The sequence below is a fragment of the Parapedobacter defluvii genome (genome assembly GCF_014642075.1).
Classification (GTDB): Bacteria; Bacteroidota; Bacteroidia; order Sphingobacteriales; family Sphingobacteriaceae; genus Parapedobacter; species Parapedobacter defluvii.
The window spans coordinates 1-19359 of sequence record NZ_BMIK01000015.1 but is presented as its reverse complement, the minus strand read 5'-3'; the positions used below and the strand labels follow the sequence as shown (position 1 = coordinate 19359).

Sequence of the window (19359 nt, the reverse complement as noted above, 5' to 3'; positions counted from 1 at the left end):
CAGTGACTGCTTTGTCATTGCTAAAACTTAAATGTTACCCCCACATTCAATACGGACACGCCGTACCCCAACTCCCCATACACACCGAAGCTGTCGCTGAAGAACCACCTGCCACCCACAAAACAGGAGAATCCCAAACCGTCGTCGTAATTGCCGGAAAAGTGTTCTTCGCTATCATCCGACGAGTATTTCATGATATTGTAACCCAGCATAACACCGCCATACACGTCCAAATCAGGCACTTTTTCAAAACCATTGTAATGGTAAGCACCCCGGGCACCTATAACAGTATAGTTCCACTTAGCGGTATAACCTGAATAACGGTACTTATAGCCCGTATTGCCGACGTAGCCGCCAAGACTGATAACACCTGGACCACCAATGGACCAGATGCTGTGATCAACCGAAGCCGAAACCGCAGGACGTGCCTTACCCAAACCGCCTAAGGTTGTTCCCAGACCGATACCCATATTCGCTGTGGTGGTTCCTTTTTGAAAAGGTTGAGCCTGTGCGATCGCAACCGCAAAACAAGCGAGAAGAATTAAAATTGATTTTCTCATTATTTATTAAAAGTTGAAATTAAAACCTGCGGCAATTATGGTCATATTGCTATTAAATAGATATTGCTGTAGACGGAAATCATACTTTCGTAGATAGTATACCTTATCCTATCCCACAAAGGACATATTCCCGGGGCACCGACCACAAGAGAGCTCAAAATCGGAAAAGAATTGGTCGTTGGTCGACGTATTCAGGTCATATAGCACCTATGCCGCTGTACTGTTTTTTCAGACACAGCAATAGGTAGTTTTAGCATCCGACACTAAAAAAACAGGTGATATAAGAAAATGTCGTTAGGTTATTAAAAAGAGCTTTTTGTCGACGAAAAGCGTGTTTATACGATAGGAAATGTTACCTCATTTTTTGAATCATCTACATTTGTTACCGTCAAAAAATCTTTTAGAAACATAAACATATTAAATGAAAACAATTGTCAATCCTATCGTAAAAGACGAAGTCACTTTTATCCAGACGGCAGCGGCATCCAAAAGCCAAATGACTGTTCTATCCGTAAAATTAATGCCCGGAGGCGGAACACCTTTGCACTACCACAAAAATTTCTCTGAAACGTTCACCGTCGTGCAGGGTGAACTTACTGTCTATCTCAAAGGGAAAAAGATTGTATTGGAAGCCGGGCAGGAATATACTGTTCAAAGAGGAAAAACACATCGTTTTGCCAACGAATCCGATGCACCTGTCTTCTTTTCAACAACCATACAACCCGGATCTGTGGGATTTGAGAAATCACTTTATATCTTATATGGGCTCGCCGGGGATGACCGGACCGACAGCAAAGGAGTTCCTAAAAGTTTACTGGATCTGGCAGTTGTTTCAAAAATAAGTGATATGCACCAACCCGGAATATTGGCCGTCCTTTCTCCGCTGATCACCTTGTTTTTTTTCATAGCCCGATCCAAGAACATAGATAAAGCACTTCAGCAAAGATATTGCCCTGATTTTCTACAATGATGCATGACTTAATCGGGAGAGCCATTTGGAGCCTTGTATATTTTCTACTCAAGTTTTATACCTTTCCCAATTGCCGAAAAATGTATAGCCCTAATTTGGTAGTCGTGTTATGGCTTTTTCCAATGTTAGCTTTTTGTATTTTTTTGTCAGGGCAGAATCAAGAGAACGCTTTTCGTCCGAAAAAAACACTTGCTCTGTATCAAAGTGCCATGTGCCGGTATAATATACCGTATCTGCATACAAACGCAGGGTGAAACGCTCGGTACCGAGGGCGTCCTTGTTTTTGAAAATTGGTTCCGTGTTCATCGTTCCGCCATACCATTTGCTTTGTGTCCAATAATAATCAGCAATCGCGTATTCACCTGGGTCGATGCTATAGCAGAATGGACTCTCCTTGGCTGATTTGAAGGTCGGTTTTACACGGAATGCTACAATTTCGTTGGTGTTCAGGTTAAGCAAACGGATGTCTTGGGGGAATCCTCCGCTGTTGAACCCCAGCCGTTGGACAAAATTACCATAGATAACAGCTTTGCCAGCCATAGGGGCCTCTCCGCGATACATGGGCTCAAGCATCCTCACCGGTTGTCCCAAAGCAGCATGGAAAGTCGTAAAAAGTATGTAAACCGTAATCCAGGTTGTGTTTAAATTGTTTTTCATGCGTATATCCAAAGATTTAAAGAGTCGATATAAAAATAATCGGATAGAATTACTATCTTCGTCTCAGGTTTAGGTTGATAGCCCCTAACCCCATTGGGGCGGATTCCCGTTATCTTTCAGGTAACGGGTTTCTTTTTGTCAATATAATAATGTCTCATAAATCCGGTAATTTTCCTCATCGAAGCAAACGAAGGTCACCCCGAAGTCGGCTCCGGTGGTATGAAGGAATCCCTTCACGGTTGTAATCGCGATTTCAGCAGCCCTTTCCTTCGGAAACCGATAGATTCCTGTACTGATATTGGGAAAGGCGATGCTCTTGATCTCATATTCGACAGCCAAAGCCAGGCTATTCTTGTACGCAGCGGTGAGCAAACTTTCTTCACTGCTTTTTCCGCCGTTCCATACCGGCCCTACGGTATGGATCACGTACTTTGCGGGGAGGTTGCCGGCAGTGGTAATCACTGCTTCGCCCACGTTGCACCCACCCTGTCTCGCCCGGATACGCTTGCAATCTTCCAGTATTGCCGGCCCACCTGCCCGATGGATCGCTCCATCTACGCCACCGCCACCTAGTAGGGAAGTGTTGGCGGCGTTTACGATCGCGTCTACCGTAAGTTTTGTGATATCACCCTTGATAAGTTTCATCTTGCTCAAATATATATTTTCTAACAAAATTCTCCCGTGTTTCAGGGCTTCTTTTTTTGAACTATGCAAGGGTTGTTTTGGTACTTCGAGATTAGCCGTACATTTGTATCATATATTGGAAATATCCCCATCCATCGGTATCACGGGGCAGGAATACGAATATGGAGCCGTGGCCTTCTTTGGTCTGCAGGATGGTGTCAAACTTGCCACGATCGTCAAACCCGCCTCGGATACCTTTTAGGGAGGCTATGCGGCTTACTTCCAAGATCCCGATGGGCATGCAGCACAGTTAACTCACTAATTTTCTTTTATCGCGTTAATTGGGTTGTTTGTAGCAGCAATGAAGCTACGGATAAAAACGGTAGTTCCTGCCACAAAGAGAGTGACCAGTAACCCTACAATAAAGTGTATGGGCGTAATGTTAATCTGATAGGCAAATTCCTGCAACCAGCTATTCATTGCATACCAGGCAATGGGTACCGCAATGGCAAAGGCTACGAAGATCAATCGGACAAAATCCTTTAAAAATAACATTACAATATTTTTTACAGATGCGCCCAGGACTTTGCGTACACCGATCTCTTTTACGCGCTGAACGGCCATTAATGATACCAGCCCCAGTAAACCTATAAAACTGATGACAAGGGCAATGACCGTAAACACTTTAAACGTATTATAAAGTGTCTGCTCTTGCTCATACAACCGGGCAATCTTATTATCAAGAAATTCATAGTTAAATAAAGACTCTGGATTGAGTGCTGACCATTCTTTGTTGATGGATGCAAGGGTCTGCTTCGGGTTGCCTGATTGAAGTTTCATACTTGCTTGGCGAAATCTTTCGGGATTGTAATAGAGAAAGCAGGCCCTGATTTTTTTATGCTTGGATTCACTCTGGAAGTCGGCCACCACGCCTTGGATTTCTGCCCTGCGATCACCCACCGTCACTCGCTCTCCCAGGGCATCTTCCGGATGGCGTATACCCAATCGTGTTATAAACGTTTCATTAACAACAATTTTTAAGATGCTGTCTGGGGTTGCGCTCTTGATAATGGGCAAACCAGCCATCATCTTTATTTTGAACATCGGCAAATAATTTTCATCCACCGCTTTCATTTCGGTCACATCCACTTCATCCATGCCCAAATGAGGAGCAGAAAATGGCATATAGTTGATATTGTAAGCCGGTGCAACCGAAGCAAAACAGAAGTCTTTGACTCCAGGTTGTCTGGAGAGCAGCTGGCGTAATCCTTCGGGATTTTTTCCTATATCAAACGTTATAATCGATTCTTTATCAAAACCGATGTCTCTATTAAGAAAGAAATCCATCTGTTTGGCAACAATAAACGTGCTTATAATGAGTAATTGAGTGACCAGAAACTGGATGCTGATCAACCCCCTTTTTAAGGCCGTATTTCCTTTGACCGCTATTGAGAAAGATGACTTTAAAATTTGCAATTGATTAAAGCGCGCCTGTACCAGCGCGGGATATAGCCCGGAGATCATAATCGCAAATAGCGATATAGCGAGAAGACCAATGACTACATCAGTCTGTAGCAACTGAGTAGGGATGACTCGTGTACCCAGGAACCTTTCTGTATAAGGAACGAATAACAGCAGCCCGCCCAGCGCCAAGGCTAAGGCTATGATTACTTGCAAGGCTATTTCCGAAAGTGCACTTTTTATAATCTGAATAGGCTTGGCACCGATCACTTTTCGGATACCCACATCTTTTGAGCGCTTTATTGCAAATGCGGTAGCCATGTTAACAAAATTTATACAGGCTATCACCAAGATAAACAAGCCGACCGCAGCTAAACCGTATATGCTCTTTTTAGATCGGGGCATACTGGTTTGATTGAGGTACCGTTGGTCGTAATGGATATCGGTTAGTGGCTGTAATAATAGTTTGCCTTCTTTTCCAACTTCTTCACCCCAGTTCTTTTTAATGAACGAAGGAAGCTTTTGTTCGATGTTGCGGGCAGATATATTATCGGGCAGGGTGACATAGAGGTACCCGCCCTGTATAGACCAATAATTGGTTGTTTCATCGTGGAATGTCGCCCAGGAGACTAACGATTTAAATGTTAAATGAGTGTTGCTGGGAAGATCTTTGATCAAGCCGGTCACTTTCAGCTCCCAATCGTTATCCATACGGATGGTCTGCCCGATGGGATTCTGATCTCCAAAATACTGTTTTGCAGTGCTTTCGGTAAGTACAATCGTATTGGGTGGCTCCAATGCGGAATTGGGATCGCCCGCCAGCCATTCTAAATCGAATATCTTTGCAAACTCGTTATCGGCTGCGCCGATGTCTTTCAATAAGTAACGCTCCTGATTTATTTCGATCATGCTTTCACGCCAATAATAATATTGTGAAACATGCTCCAGTTCCGGGAAATCCTTTTTAAGCGCCGGAGCAATGGCAAATGAGACACTGGGATTATAATCTAAACCCAGCGATGTGACCCGATAAGTTTTACGTGCATTTCTATGATATTGATCGAAACTAAGCTCATTCCTGACGATGAGAAAGATTAGTATGCAGGAAGCAAGCCCTAAGGCCAAGCCGAAAATATTAATTGCTGCGTAAGATTTATAGCGGACCATCGATCGCATTGCAATTCGAAAATAGTGCTTGAACATATCCTAATAATTAGCTTGGATAAAAAGGGCTCAAATAATAAACCATTTATATAAACGGGCAATAAGGTTGTTCAAGGCCTGTTTTTACGTTAAAGCAGTGTTCGAATACGAACATTTGTTGTCCGTTTTTGAACAGGTTGGGGTCTTATCAGTAAAACCAGATGTTAGGGTTCAATCTTAACCATGCCATTCCCATACGCTGTGATACTTGGCTAAAGAGTTGATATAATCCAGAAACCCACCGTAAAAATCGTGGTATCCAACCGTGCTGCTGTCTCCAATCACAATCAGCTTTTTCCTGGCACGGGTCATGGCCACATTCATCCGCCTGGTGTCGGCTAAAAATCCGATTTCCTGTTTTGTGTTGCTCCTTGTCAAACTGATGTAGATCACATCTTTTTCCTGGCCCTGGAAGCTGTCAATGGTGTTCACCTGCAACTGTTTCAGATAGGGCCGCAACCGATCATCCTGTGCAATGATTTCACGCAGATAAAGCGACTGGGCCCGGTACGGCGTGATGATGCTGACGCTCGGAAAGGCTTGGTCTGTAAGCGATATGTTGAGGTTTGTTACAAAAGAAGCGAGGTGATTGCATAAAAAGTGGGCCTCTTCCTGATTAGAAATAGCGTGATCAACGAAGGTTTCTTCAAATCCCGAACCGGCGGTATCGATAAACATAATCGGGCTGTCATCGCCGCTCAATGTCCAATCGGCCACGGTTGGTGCTGCCTGTAACCGGCCTGCATAAAGGGCTGTAGACGGGTATTTCATAATCTGGACATTCATCCTGTACTGCACATCCAGCAGCAATACGTGGGCGGGGTGCTGCGCAATTAATTTTTCGAACAAGGTGTGGTATAATCCCTCGGTGGTGCGGTGGCTGGATTTGACGGTTGGGGGCAACTGGCAATGGTCTCCAGCCAAAATGATGCGATCAGCTTTCAGTATGGGAATCCAACAGGCCGGTTCCAGCGCCTGCGCAGCTTCGTCGATAATAACGGTTTGGTACCGCCTATCGCGAATGGAGTAATGGTTGGCACCTACTAACGTAGCAGTGATCACCTGCGCTTTGGTAAATACATCCTTAACGATATAATCCAGCAGCTGGTCAATCTCTTTCCGGATTTTACGCGCTTCATCAAACAGAGCTTTCCGTTGATCCCGCTCAGCCTTTCCGAAATTGCGTTTGTATTTATGCGCCATGTCGCTATATGTCCGGGCTTGCTTCTCCAGATTTTTGATCGTTTTATGGGAGGCGTGATTGTCCACCCGGGCATCCAGCGTGAGTTCTTGTAAGTGATCCGAAACCTTGACCGGGTTGCCGATGCGGACTACCGATACGCCCGCCGCATCGAGGCGTTCGGTCAGCACGTCTACGGCCGTATTGCTTGGCGCGACGATGAGGAGCTGTTGCGACCGCTGCTTCAGGAGCGCTTGTACGGCGTAAACCAGCGTCGTCGTTTTACCCGTGCCGGGAGGCCCATGCAAGATGGATAGGGGATTTTTACCCAATATATGCGCTATCGCCTTGTTTTGGCTGGGGTTCAGGCTATCGTTTTCATATACTGGGCTTGGGGCCGGCTCGCGAATATCGGTTTCGCCCAGGAGCAGCCTTACCAGGTTACCTTGTTTTTGGTCGGTAAGCGCCAGGTTTGCTTCGTCCAGTGCGCAATGCATTTCCCTGTATGAATTCTCATCGAACAGCAGGTCGATCCCGAGCCTGCCCCCACGGCTCCAGGCAGGCAGTTCATCTACCCGGAACGAAATCCGCATGGTGTCCCGACCGGCAAATGCGATGACCCCGTGAAGTCGATCCTGCTGGGGGGCATGGTTTGAAAACAAGGAGACAGGCATGCCGTAACGGAACCGATGCCCTTCTTCCAGGTGATTGGTTTTGTTTACCGTGATGGTCAGGTAATCGCCCCGCCCTAATTCGCTATTTGTTATTGTAATGGGAAACCAGGTAACGCCAAGCGCAATCCGTTCCTGAACGGAGCGCTGCAGCAGCAGTGCGTCATGCTGGGCTTTATCAAAAGCTTGCTCCTGATCCAGCAACGTTGCCAACTCGCTAAAATATTTCATAGGGGAATCTACGATACCAGCCCGCAAAGTACGGTCTTTTTAATGAATATTTGGGCAATCCTCCTAATTGTGACGTCATTCAACGGCCCGTACAATATTCGATTTAGGGCATCCGACCCATGAAAAATATACTTGGTATACTTAATAACTATAAAAACGGGTTATATTTGAAAAAAGGCAACGCGTGGGCGTAGTCAGTTTCGAACTTTATAAGTTATATACATATCATGCTATGAGCGTAAGATTGGCTATTCCATTGTTGTTATCCGCGTTGGCTTTTAATGCCTGTTTTGATAAAACACGTAATTCGGACCGTAGCATCATAGGGGCGGAACGCCGTTCCGATTCAACCTTATTCTCTATATCCTTAGCCCCCGGCCAAAGTGCAGTATTTAATACATTTGACACATACGGCCGATTCATTGAGTTTAAAAATCCTGGTATTAATGATTCCGTTATCGAACAGAAATTCTTTATTGACAAACCCATGTTCCTGGGGGCCGGTAATTTGATAGTGACCCCGGGAGAGCCGACATTCCGTACCTATGGTGTATTGCTGAATCCCGGCGATACCATGCGGCTGATAAATGCCAACGACACGTTTACGATCCAGTATTCTTCGGGATATCAGCAATTTGTCGATAGCATGATTGCCGTCCCAAAAGGTTTTTATTGGTCATTTCAGGAACAAGACAGCCTTGCATCGTTGGGCGTCAATGGCCTGCTGCAAAAGATCGATGCGCGCTATGACCGAAATGAGGCTGCTATCAATGCGTTGGCTACTTCCGAGATGCGTAAGCATGTCCTGAAGGATCTGAATACCAACATCAAGTACACGGCTATTGCCCGGCTGATTACCAATCCCGCTGTCGGCCGGTCGCCATTTGCCGATAGTCTCTACGAAGATATGTTCCAGCATGTCGACGATATTCGTGCCATCAATGCGCAGAATAGGGGAGAGATCCTAGCTGCAATTGTTGCTTACAATGCCGGAAATCAAAACAGAAATCTCGACAAAAATGATTTTTGGGCCGTTCTCGCTGCCACGGACGATCGGCTAAAGCAATCGGGTATATATCAGCAGCAAGCTATTTCCCATGTCGCTGGCAGTTTTGCGTACGCGCCAGAAAAGACGGTTGAAATCAATAATCAGCTCCGGCCTATACGCACGCAAGATCCGTTTCTCGATACGCTTTATCAGCTAAGCAACATTTTGGTAACCGCCTCCACCGATTTCAAGAAAGCCGAGAAGGACCTAAGCACATTTGCAGGCGGTCGTTTCAACTTCATATTTGAAAACGTAGGCCAGTCTGCAAATCGCGAAATGAAAATCATTACTAATCTGCCTGCCGTTGATTTATATGATTTTAACGGCAAGCTATCCGATTTCAGGCGTATCGTTATGGACAAAAAATATAAGCTTACTGTTGTTGATCTTTGGGCGAGCTGGTGTGTTCCCTGTATCGGCGAGATGCCCCATTGGGAAAAGTCAAAACACAAGCTTAAGGGTAAGCCCATTCAGTTCGTAACCATCAGTATCGACAAGGATGAAGATATCGACAAGTGGGTTGCCGTCTCAAAACGGCAGGGAATTTACAACGATGCGAACCAATACCGATTGGCTAACTTCAAAGAATCTCCGTTGACAAGGCTACTTAACATTCGGCAAATTCCGCGTTACTTAGTCATCAATAACAAGGGAGATGTTGTGGATGACGACTTCCTTAGGCCTAGTAATGGCGGTTTTGAGCTAGGATTGCTAAAGCTTTTATAGCCCTAATCGTGTAAGATCAAGGACTTTAATCCCTTTCTTGAATTAAGGCCAATAACAATTCGTCCAATTGCTGAAAATCTATGGTCATGCCTTCTTTAAAGCCCATTGCTATTTCTTTTTCGAGGTCGGCAAGCGTATCGTAAGTTAGCAATATATCCACCTGCACTTTATTGTTTTTGGGAATAAAGCTATTCTCCCATAAATTTTGAGGAAACTCAGGATTTATCGTGCCGTTTTCATCGCAAAATCCGCCTTTGGTTGTAAAAGAGCTTTCTTTCTTGATCGCGAGAAAGTTGGCCCTGCTCCAATGCTTTTCGCCTTCGGGGCTTACCATTGCGTAGAGCCAAAAGCCGCCTTCACGGAAATCCATCGTCTTGGTTTCTGCTCTCCACGGTTGCGGTCCCCACCATTGGTCGAGTAATTCGGGGGTTGTCCACGCCTGCCAAACCAATTCAAGGCTTGCGGCAAATTCACGGGTAATGTGGATGGTTTTGTTTTCTTTGTTGACGGTAAAGTCAAATAACAATGTCGGGTTCATATTAATTGTTTTTTAACGTAAGTAATAAATTGTCTAATTGATTAAATCTTGTTTCCCAGATTTTACGGAACTGATCCAACCAGCTATCTATTTCTTTCATTTTATCAATTTCAAGTTGGTAGTAGATTTCCCTGCCTTTGTGTTCCTGTTTTATCAATTCGCATTCCGTCAAAATACGCAGGTGTTTAGATACAGCTTGCCGGGTGGTATCAAAGTGCTCGGCAATGGCGTTTGGTGTCATTGCCTGTAGGGTAATTAAGGCGATGATTCCCCGCCTGGTTGGGTCTGCAATTGCTTGGAAAATATCTCGTCTCATGTTTATTCGTGTTTATTTATGAAACCAATTGGTTGCAAATATATATGCAACTTTTCGGTTTCGCAAATTTTTATTTCTTTTTTTGGATGAATTTTTGAGTTTAGTGCGATAATTCTTATCTTCGTCTCAGGTTTAGGTTGATAGCCCCTAACCCCATTGGGGCGGATTCCCGTTATCTTTCTGGTAACGGGTTTCTTATTTCAATACGTATAGATCCGGCGCTGATAACAAAACTATCGCCGTCTTATTTCTCCGATTGATAAAGAAATCCTACCCCGCTTTGGCCTGGATAAAAGCCTTATATTTCTGCATTTCGTCTGTGAGTTTTGAAGCGGCATATGCAACAATGGTCACATCATCCATCCAACCCATCAAGGGAACCATATCAGGTATCGCATCAAGTGGAGAGACAACATAGGCAGTCGTAGCTACGATAACAGACAGATTCCACTTATCCATGTGATACCGACCAGCGAACACATCCTTGCACATTGAAATCAAAAGCCTAAACTCATCAACTTTTTCATCCAGATATGCAGATTTGCTTTCTGCCTTTGCGAGGTCATCCCCATTGATCCGATGCTTACGAAATAGCTCGAATAAAAGCATTGCTTTATTGAAATTGCCTTTTTTCATGTCTCTATCATTACTGAAAGTTACAAAGATAACCAATTTGGCATGTAAGCGAAAGAAAGGGTACGGTACAGGGGTAACAAAAAGAATATCGTAATGATATACCAACAAAGATAAACTACGAACTAATATAGAATCATCATGAAAAATCTTTTCTTTACCCAATTTTCCCAAATACTGGTGGTGTTATCGCTTACGGGCTGCGGCAAAGACGATGCGCCGGCCCCTGTTGATCAACTCGTTATGCCTACGCAGGCAGGTTTCCAGATGTTGAGAAATCAGGCCCTTTCAGACCTCGTTCAAACCCAGAAATTTGATGCGGGTGAAGGTGTTCATTTCGTTTCCCGCAAAGGAACAATCGTAGATATCGGGCAATATGAGCTCGTCGATCAACTGGGCAATTCAATCATCGGAGAAGTGGAGTTGACATTCATCGAGATTTTTGACAGGGGGAATATGGCAGTATCAAATAAGCCCCTCATGGGACGAAGCAACAACGGATACCTGCTTCCGTTGGTAACAGGTGGGCAATTTTTTATGCAAGTAACGCAAGGTGACCAACTTGTAAAACCCTTGAATCATTATTATGTCACCGTTGACGCCGCACATACCGGCGGCTTGGATATGGACATGACCTTATGGCAAGGAGAAATTGACGGGACCGGAAATTTAGCGTGGAACCCGGTAGAGATCGGTTTGGGATCGGGTGAAGGCGACGATGGGAATGGCAATCCCGTTTGGACGGATGGCGATCAGGCAGGACTGGGGTTCAACCCGGTAACGGATACCTATGATTTTTTTATCAATGACTTTGGCTGGACAAACGTAGACCGGTTTACTGCAAACTCAGGACTGCTCACCAAAATTAAAGTAACAGTTCCCGCCCCTTATAACGAAACCAACGCTGCCGTCTATTTAGCTTACCAAGACCAGCCTGGTCTGCTGGCACAGTTAGATCTGTATAATACGAATGATCAATACTTTACCGAACATTTTGGCTTCGTTCCGATCGGAATGACCATACACGTCATTTTCGCATCCGAAAGTAATGGGCAGTACGTTTACAGTATCAAAGAAGTAACGATTGAGGAAGACCATGTCATCAATATTGAAATGACAGAGCTGGAACGTATCGGTAAGGATGATTTAGTCGACAAAATCAACGGATTGAACTAGGCCAGTTATTGCCGTATTAATGGTAAATCGTATCCGGAATAATTTTGAGCGACGATTTAAGCCGGTGTCAAATACTCATACAGATATAGCAAAAATATCAGTACTATTGCTTGCTCAAAATGCATCCAACTTAACGTATCATAAAAGCAAAAATTAAGGAATGAATCTGAAGAACTTATTATTTGTGGGAGTTTTATTGTTCGCAAACTCGAATTTATCTGCGCAAACATTATCGCCGCGTTTTGGGATAAAGGCAGGTTTCAACCTGTCAAATGCAACGGTAAACGATGCAAGGGGTACAGATTCAAAAGCTGGTTATCATATTGGCGGTACCTTTGAACATCCCTTGTCAGAAAGGTTTCTCATCCAATCGGGGTTGTTTTTTTCCGCCAAAGGTTCGAAAGTACACGTTCTAAACGGTAGCCATTATATACCCTCACCACCTGACGATACACATACATTTAATGAATTGTATTTAATGTTACCGATATATGGTGCATACAAACTAAATGTTACAAACGATTTCAACATTACGTTTGGCGTTGGGCCCTATTTTGGATACGGTATTGGAGGAAAAACCAAGCAAAAATTAAATAGCGGTTCTTGGATTGACGGAATTACAGAAATAGAATGGGAAACATTTGGAAATGGCGTTTACGACCAAAGCCGAGACTGGCTGCATGGCACAACATTAAAGCGATTGGATATTGGTGCCGGGGCTAACATTGATTTTGAGTATCATAAGTTTGTTTTAAGTGTAGGATACGAACAAGGGTTGAGAAATATAGCCGTGCAAGAAAACGCTCCGGGCCTATCATACAGAAATAACGTGGTTCAGGTTTCTATCGGATACAAATTATAACATAAGAATTAGCTGCTACTGGCGAAGATATCTAACTGGGAAATAAGCATATAAACATTGAATTCTCCAGATAGTATAGTATACGCAACAAACAACCTTTTAATATTTTTGTGGCTATGTTAGCAATCGTTCGCCCAACCCCGCCCGTTGCTCTTCATACCAAATTAACTAAAGTTTCCTATTATTGCGTTTAAATATTCATTAATTGGCAGGAGTAAAGCAATTAGCAGGACAAGCCCTTTGATATACTTTAAGTAGAATTTTACCACCAGCATGGAATTGTGGTTGAGCGAACAAGTAACGCCAAAGCCAAAGTCCATTTCTGCGATAAGCTTAGCAGGCGTGTAATTGTGGTTTGGCTTCTTAAGACATTGTAGAATAATGGCTTTCGTATGTCGACAGTTTTGATTGTCAAACATGCCATTTATCGCAGCATTTTTTTGCCATTCGGCACCATATGCGTTTCTATAGACGGTGTTAACCTTGTTTCGTAAGGCAATTTCAAAGCAGCTGATAATTGTGAATAATTACTGTGATAATCTGAGGTTTTTCCGATATAGCGTCATCGCTTTTTTGCTAGCGCCATTACAGGTGTCAACTTTACGGAATCTTGGGAGAAGCGACTTTCTAATAGGTATTCGATTTTTACACTAAAAAAAATGTCAGCCCCGGTCCCGTATTGGAAGTCATAGCCTTTGTCCACAAGGATAGTATCTAATGTGGATAAATCATTTGAAAGGAGAGGCCTACTTCTATTGGATAGATGTTTTCTTTCCTTATTAAGTGATATGTTATACGTTTTAATTTCAAAAGTTCTTGATCGCTCGATGATATCCTGCGAACAACCAACTAAAGATAATAAAATACACCCTACAAATAACAGTAAAATTTTCATATCTTGTTATTAACCTAGTCGGTTCGGAATTTAGACTAATCAAATAAAAATTTTTCTGTGCAGCATCAGCATTCTGTGTTTCGCTTGCCTATCAATTTTGACTCCGAATAAGAGATGTTGCCTTCCGGAATAGACCAACCTGTAACCCGCTAACTTATATCAAGGGCTTTTGATTTGAATTATTTAGTTTTGGAAATAGCTAACTGAGGGAGCATTACAAGCGAGGTCAAAAATTTAAGCAACTACGATAAGATGGAGTTGGAATTTGGAATTACATTAAATATTATCGTATTTATTATCGCGTCTGGTACCATCTGGTATTTTTGCACCAAACTTTCTGATCTTGTCGATTTCATAGATGCGGAATTCAAGCTGGGCAGCGCATTCGGCGGGACGCTTATCCTAGCAGTGGTCACCAATTTACCGGAAATAGCTATCATTACGAATGGAGCACTGAAAGGCGATGTTGGCTTGGCGACGGGAAATATCCTCGGAGGTATTGCCATACAATCGGTGCTGTTGGTCTTATTCGATTTTGCCTCAAGAAAACAACGCAAACCACTATCCACACTAACCAGCAGCGAGACCAGCATCCTCCAGGGGCTCTTCCTGGTTGCTATCTTAACCATGGTCGTTATTGGGCATCAATTCCGCACGTCCCTACTTTTTGCAAGAATAACGCCCCCCGAGGTGCTCATCGGCTTCATGTGGGTCCTTAGTGTCTTTGCGATGAAAAAATTTCAGAAAAGCAATCCGGTTCCACCTAAAGATAAGCCGAAAATAGCATTTACCCGAACTTCTGCACTAATATGGCTCATTGTCGTGTCTGCCATCGTATTGGTGTTTGGTGTATTATTGGAGGCCACCAGTTCCGCCATTGCATCCCACTATCAGATAGACGGCGTTATCTTTGGCGCAACGATATTGGCACTGGTAACCTCGTTGCCGGAAATTTCCGGGGGGCTGGCTTTTGTTCGCAATAAATCCTATCAACCCATTATCAGCGATATATTTGGCGGCAACGTCTTCCTGCCCGTATTATTTATCCCCACTACGCTTATTACAAATAATGCGGTATTGCCTAGTGCAGATAACGTAAATATATACCTTACCGGCGTGGCCATGCTGATTACGCTCATATTCCTCTCCGGAATGCTCATCAAAAGCAATAAGCGATACGGGGGTATCGGTACGGATTCTTGGATAGCCGCGGGCGTATATGTTATCGCAATGATCGGACTTTTCTATTTGTAAATGTAGGGCGAAAAGTATAACGCGACCATCTTTTAACTAACCCCATACAAATACACTCGGTATGATGGCTACACGCTTCCTTTTGTACCAGTACGGAAGCCCGCGTCTGCCGTTGTTTTTTTCGAAAAAGATTAACACACCAAAGGAACTGCCTAATGACTTTTTTAACGCCCAATATGTTGTTTGTCGTCAGGAATCGGTTATCCATCTTTGATAATTGGCACAGTTATCAGGTAAAAGTAGCTTCGCTTTTTTTACGAACAGAATATGAAAAAGCAAGAACTGATGAAACCGAAATTTTTACAGCCACTAACTATTTTTATAGTAAGCTTACTGATTATTTCCAGTTGTAGCAAGGACAACTACCAGCGTGACGACGAAGAGGACACCTCCGATTTTGTACCCGCCAAAGGATTCGCTGGTTCAGAGGAAGAACCGGAAGGGACACCGCTTATATTACCTACAGGTGTAACTTTGGAAGGAATAGAGCCATACAACCCTATAGATGAAACCGATTGCAATGGGGAACCCAGGGTAGGAGCTCCGGCAGAGGGATATGTTCCGTTATGTCTGTTATTCAGAAATAGCTCAAAACAACCCGTTAATTTACAGCTTCCCCCAGGGCTGATTTTTATTTCCAAAGAAACAAAAATACAGAATGGCATTCTTGTTCAAAAAGTCAGTCGCGAGATACCTGCTGAACAATATCTGTATGTTCCAATAAGGGCACAATGTTTAAATGGGTCAAGATTTTTTCCTGGCGTAGGAGATTTATACAGGATTGGACCGGTAACACAATACGCACCTATGCTCGATCTTATAAAAAAATTGGAAACTAAAAACCTGGAGGCAAGCGGGGATATTAATAAGGACGGCCCTTTAGCCGCCGCTATACAGCAATTGGTATATATCGTAGCAGACAACGGAAAATTGGATACTTTTGGGAAATCCCTGCTTGATGAACTACCGAATAAATAAGATAACATCTGTGTTATATTGTTCAGCTCATTGAAGAGCTGTATGCAATCAGCCAAAAGATAAAAATAAATTCGTGCCTTCGTGCTAAGGGTTCTTTTTTAGTCATCGTATTGTCTATTTAACAAATCTTAACAGATTCGTTGTAACAATCCGCCGCTGTAACGCGTTATATAATCAGTTAATAAAATTTGTCTTTTCATAATTTAGGTTTATAATTGGTTAGTTTGCAAGCCCCGATTCTCCCCGTTTCGGGGCTTTGTTTTTGACCTGATAACGCATCACCTAGCTATCGCAACTAAAAGAAACATAGCGCTGAAATATATCCACAATAAGCTAAACACCACATGCACAGTCGTTTCGAATACCTTCCCTCGCCAAAGCTCTGAGGAGTATCCAAAAAACTGGATCAGCAGCCGGATTATCCAAAAAATGCCCAAACCCAAGGAAATTGTCTTACCCATGCGGGTTGTGATGAGGTCCTCCGTATGCATTACGCATAGCAAGCCCATCATAAAAACGGTCAGCGCAATGAAGAATACGTGTGCCAGCGTCATCTGCCGATTAATCAGGTTCAACGGCCTCAGTGCTTCCCTCCAGTTGAAATAGATTCCCATTCTTCTTCGTTCAATTGAAACATAAAATCTTCCGGAAAGCGGGCGATGTTACGTCTGACTTGCTCATTTAAACGTTTGGTCGTTGTTCCATACAAATCAGTCAAATCGCTGTCAAGCATTACTTTTTGATCTCCATTAATCCGACCCGAAGCTTATTTTCCAATTGATGCCGAATTTATCGGTCACAATTCCGTAGTATGAACCCCAGAAAGTTTCGTTCATTGGCAGTTTAATTTCCCCGCCCTCGGATAGGCTTTGAAATAGCGTGTCGGCCTCGTCTTTGTTGTCCGTATTGATCGATAAGGAGAAATTGCTCGTTGACACCGGTTGATTAAACAGCGCCGTATTGTCTGCACCCATCAATGTGGTTTTGCTGCTGATCGGAAGGGAAATGTGCATAATCTTATGGTCCTGGTCAGTAAACAACCTGCGGTTATTTTGCGGCACATCCTTATATCGGTCTATAAAATTGAATTCAGATTTAAATACTGATTTGTAGAAATCGAAAGCCTCTTCGCAATTCCCGTTGAAATAGAGGTATGGGTTTACGGTTATCATAAATAGTTAGTTTCAGTTTGTTGATCCTCTCATGATTCGCTGTTAAAATTAGCAATCAATTTCTATTCGTCAAACCGTGTATAGTGTTTATGTTTCCGATTCTCCCCGTTTCGAGGCCTTGTTTTTAGAATCTTTTGTTTTGTGGAGACCTTATTTTTCAACCAAATACGGATTGTCGTTTCTGTCCTGTTTTACCCAAATCAAATTAGTGGTATCAAAGCCAATTTCCTCGGCAAGCCTCAGGTAATTAGTCTTAACCTCCTCGGGAATCGTCTTCTCTCTCGATAAAATCCACAGGTAATTCAAGTTTTTTCCACAAACCAACGCATATTGGTAATTCTCATCCAACGCCAGCACATTATAACCGGCATAAAAAGGACCAAAAAAACTTACTTTCAATTCTGCAATATCTTTATCTCTTCTGAATTTCGCTTTTCCTTGCGCTTTTTCCCATTCTCCTTTTTTATAGTTATAACCACTATTCAACACCGTAATATTACCTTTGTTATTAAGGGTATACTGAGCGGAAACATTGTCCAGATCCTTTTCAAAACGAAAATCAAAACGGGCAATTTCATACCAAGTGCCTAAATATTTATTCACATCAAAGTTCCTTATCGCCTTCGCGTTTTTTGGGATAGAGACACAGGAATTGAAAAGAACCACTAAGCCGGCAGAACAGACAATTATTAAAACTTTATTTTTTGCTTTCATCGTAAGTATGTTTAAATCGGTAAAAATACAATGCCAAAATCTTGAAATAGGCTATTTACCACAAGAAACCAAGTATAAATATACGGAACTTTTTCAAGGAATCGTCCGCCCTATCCCGCCCGTTGTTCTTCATATCAATCGAAAGAATCTTGCAATTTGCAAAAAGTCTTTTCTGAGCGGCAGTTATATTCTTCGGCTTCATAAAACTTATTAATTCCACCTGTTCCTCGCGGAGGAATACGTCCTTGTGCGCAAGCAGCATCTCCCTTATTTTGGTGTAGATGCGCATAATCTGGATATTTACCTGTATCGCCCGTTCGCTGTTTAACACGCTTGATAGCATTAGCACGCCATGCTCGGTAAAAGCGTTGGGTAACTTGCGCCTACCTCCCCAACTTGAAGTCGCAATTTGCGACTTCAAGTTTTCAAATTCGTCGCGGGTGAGGGTGAACATGAAATCCTCCGGAAACCTCGCCATATTACGGCGGACCTGTTCGTTCAGTCGCTTGGTTTCGACCCCGTACAATTCTGCTAAGTCGCTGTCGAGCATCACTTTTTGATCACGTACAAGGTATATTTTGTTGATAACTACCTCGTCAGGTATCACGGTTTTCTTGATGGTTTCGTTTTGTGTTTTACTCATAGGCTTACATGTCGTATTGTTGTTTGAGGTCGCAATTTGCGACTTCAAGATTGTTTAGATTATTCAACACCTCGGCACTTTTAAAGAACTGGAAATCGCTATAACCATTAACCTCTAAATAGAATGTCCAACCTCGCCACACAAGGCGTTAAACAATCACCTGTTCTATTCAGCAAAATTCCCGTTTACTTCAGGCCCAGGTCACAATTGGTTTCGCTAAAAGTAAAAACTAATTTATTGAAATCCAAACTTCAATAAGGAAATGGCTACGCACCAGCCATTTCCCTAAAATCAAAAATCAACGTGTGTTTGTGGCCACTATTCATATGTAAAGATATTTGCCTTGTGCCGCACATGTCTTGTCCTGTAAAGTTCTTTTAGGATTAATGGTTAAATCTGTAAAGTGTTTTTAGGACGAGACACTTAGTACGGATTGATCCTAACCCCATTGGGGCGGATTTCCATTATCTTTCAGGTAACAGGTTTCTCTTTTTATCACGCTATTGTCTTTTTAACATATCTTAACAATCCCGCTGTAACAAAGCGGGGTCGGAATGCGTTATATAGTCAGTTAGTAAAATTTGTCTTTTCATAATTTAGGTTTATAATTGGTTAGTTTGCAAGCCCCGATTCTCCCCGTTTCGGGGCTTCTTGTTGTAGCTTTTATTTGGATATTATTTATAAACATTTTATCTTTAAAAACAATGTGATTTGAATCTGAAGCGAGTGAGGTTTTGATCAAATGATTGGCAGCTCGATAGAAATATGTGATACTCCCCAAATACTGGACAACTGCATAAATGTTTAAATTAGCAGTTGAGAATGAAGAAATCAAGAAGAAAGTTTA

20 protein-coding genes are annotated in these 19359 nt (G+C 42.9%); 6 read left to right on the top strand and 14 right to left on the bottom strand.

The window, feature by feature from the left end; translation table 11 throughout:
* Positions 1-20 precede the first annotated feature (20 nt).
* Entirely contained in the window at positions 21-560 is a 540-nt protein-coding gene (locus IEX60_RS17885) for a porin family protein (protein ID WP_188752781.1), read from the bottom strand.
* Positions 561-981: 421 nt separating this feature from the next.
* On the opposite strand from IEX60_RS17885, the gene IEX60_RS17880 reads away from it, so the two are divergent.
* On the top strand, positions 982-1530 hold the full coding sequence (locus tag IEX60_RS17880; protein WP_188752780.1) for a cupin domain-containing protein: 549 nt from the start codon (positions 982-984) through the stop codon (positions 1528-1530).
* Positions 1531-1620: 90 nt separating this feature from the next.
* On the opposite strand, the gene IEX60_RS17875 is transcribed toward IEX60_RS17880, so the two are convergent.
* From IEX60_RS17875 to IEX60_RS17855, 5 genes are all read right to left on the bottom strand, one after another.
* The gene (locus IEX60_RS17875; protein ID WP_188752779.1) at positions 1621-2187 is read right to left on the bottom strand and encodes a hypothetical protein; all 567 of its coding nucleotides are present in this window, start codon (positions 2185-2187) and stop codon (positions 1621-1623) included.
* 138 nt (positions 2188-2325) lie between these two features.
* Positions 2326-2832 carry an O-acetyl-ADP-ribose deacetylase gene (locus tag IEX60_RS17870; protein WP_188752778.1) on the bottom strand — a complete coding sequence of 169 codons (507 nt, stop codon included), beginning with the start codon at positions 2830-2832 and terminating at the stop codon, positions 2326-2328.
* A gap of 91 nt (positions 2833-2923) precedes the next feature.
* Positions 2924-3112 (bottom strand): hypothetical protein, encoded by a 189-nt coding sequence (locus IEX60_RS17865; protein ID WP_188752777.1) that lies wholly within the window; start codon positions 3110-3112, stop codon positions 2924-2926.
* Positions 3113-3129: 17 nt separating this feature from the next.
* A complete protein-coding gene (locus tag IEX60_RS17860) occupies positions 3130-5439 on the bottom strand; it encodes an ABC transporter permease (protein ID WP_188752776.1) in 2310 nt (769 codons plus the stop codon).
* A gap of 213 nt (positions 5440-5652) precedes the next feature.
* Positions 5653-7557: an AAA domain-containing protein gene (locus tag IEX60_RS17855; RefSeq protein WP_188752775.1), complete on the bottom strand. Its 1905-nt coding sequence runs from the start codon at positions 7555-7557 to the stop codon at positions 5653-5655.
* Positions 7558-7789: 232 nt separating this feature from the next.
* Here IEX60_RS17855 and IEX60_RS17850 point away from each other — a divergent pair, with 232 nt between their 5' ends.
* Positions 7790-9331 (top strand): TlpA family protein disulfide reductase, encoded by a 1542-nt coding sequence (locus IEX60_RS17850; protein WP_188752774.1) that lies wholly within the window; start codon positions 7790-7792, stop codon positions 9329-9331.
* A 25-nt stretch (positions 9332-9356) separates the two neighbouring features.
* Here IEX60_RS17850 and IEX60_RS17845 read toward each other — a convergent pair whose 3' ends face one another.
* From IEX60_RS17845 to IEX60_RS17835, 3 genes are all read right to left on the bottom strand, one after another.
* The gene (locus IEX60_RS17845; protein ID WP_188752773.1) at positions 9357-9869 is read right to left on the bottom strand and encodes an SRPBCC family protein; all 513 of its coding nucleotides are present in this window, start codon (positions 9867-9869) and stop codon (positions 9357-9359) included.
* Between the two features lies 1 nt (position 9870).
* Positions 9871-10185 carry an ArsR/SmtB family transcription factor gene (locus IEX60_RS17840; RefSeq protein WP_188752772.1) on the bottom strand — a complete coding sequence of 105 codons (315 nt, stop codon included), beginning with the start codon at positions 10183-10185 and terminating at the stop codon, positions 9871-9873.
* A 270-nt stretch (positions 10186-10455) separates the two neighbouring features.
* A complete protein-coding gene (locus IEX60_RS17835; RefSeq protein ID WP_188752771.1) occupies positions 10456-10821 on the bottom strand; it encodes a YkvA family protein in 366 nt (121 codons plus the stop codon).
* A gap of 138 nt (positions 10822-10959) precedes the next feature.
* Between IEX60_RS17835 and IEX60_RS17830 the strand changes: the two genes are divergently transcribed.
* The 4 genes from IEX60_RS17830 (at position 10960) to IEX60_RS17815 (ending at position 15983) form a co-directional block, all read left to right on the top strand.
* Complete coding sequence (locus IEX60_RS17830) at positions 10960-11994, top strand: TonB-dependent receptor (protein WP_188752770.1); 1035 nt, start codon at positions 10960-10962, stop codon at positions 11992-11994.
* 160 nt (positions 11995-12154) lie between these two features.
* Positions 12155-12856, top strand: coding sequence for a porin family protein (locus tag IEX60_RS17825; RefSeq protein ID WP_188752769.1), 702 nt, complete (start codon positions 12155-12157; stop codon positions 12854-12856).
* A 1147-nt stretch (positions 12857-14003) separates the two neighbouring features.
* On the top strand, positions 14004-15005 hold the full coding sequence (locus IEX60_RS17820) for a sodium:calcium antiporter (protein ID WP_188752768.1): 1002 nt from the start codon (positions 14004-14006) through the stop codon (positions 15003-15005).
* Positions 15006-15272: 267 nt separating this feature from the next.
* Positions 15273-15983 carry a hypothetical protein gene (locus tag IEX60_RS17815; protein ID WP_188752767.1) on the top strand — a complete coding sequence of 237 codons (711 nt, stop codon included), beginning with the start codon at positions 15273-15275 and terminating at the stop codon, positions 15981-15983.
* Between the two features lie 278 nt (positions 15984-16261).
* On the opposite strand, the gene IEX60_RS17810 is transcribed toward IEX60_RS17815, so the two are convergent.
* The 5 genes from IEX60_RS17810 to IEX60_RS17790 form a co-directional block, all read right to left on the bottom strand.
* The gene (locus IEX60_RS17810; protein ID WP_188752766.1) at positions 16262-16597 is read right to left on the bottom strand and encodes a hypothetical protein; all 336 of its coding nucleotides are present in this window, start codon (positions 16595-16597) and stop codon (positions 16262-16264) included.
* Positions 16564-16716: an ORF6N domain-containing protein gene (locus tag IEX60_RS17805; protein ID WP_188752765.1), complete on the bottom strand. Its 153-nt coding sequence runs from the start codon at positions 16714-16716 to the stop codon at positions 16564-16566. Before IEX60_RS17805 ends, IEX60_RS17810 begins: the two co-directional genes overlap by 34 nt.
* Positions 16717-16732: 16 nt before the next feature.
* The gene (locus IEX60_RS17800; RefSeq protein ID WP_188752764.1) at positions 16733-17155 is read right to left on the bottom strand and encodes a VOC family protein; all 423 of its coding nucleotides are present in this window, start codon (positions 17153-17155) and stop codon (positions 16733-16735) included.
* Positions 17156-17305: 150 nt separating this feature from the next.
* Positions 17306-17869 carry a lipocalin family protein gene (locus tag IEX60_RS17795; protein ID WP_188752763.1) on the bottom strand — a complete coding sequence of 188 codons (564 nt, stop codon included), beginning with the start codon at positions 17867-17869 and terminating at the stop codon, positions 17306-17308.
* Positions 17870-17924: 55 nt separating this feature from the next.
* Entirely contained in the window at positions 17925-18512 is a 588-nt protein-coding gene (locus tag IEX60_RS17790; protein WP_188752762.1) for an ORF6N domain-containing protein, read from the bottom strand.
* Between the last annotated feature and the right edge of the window lie 847 nt (positions 18513-19359).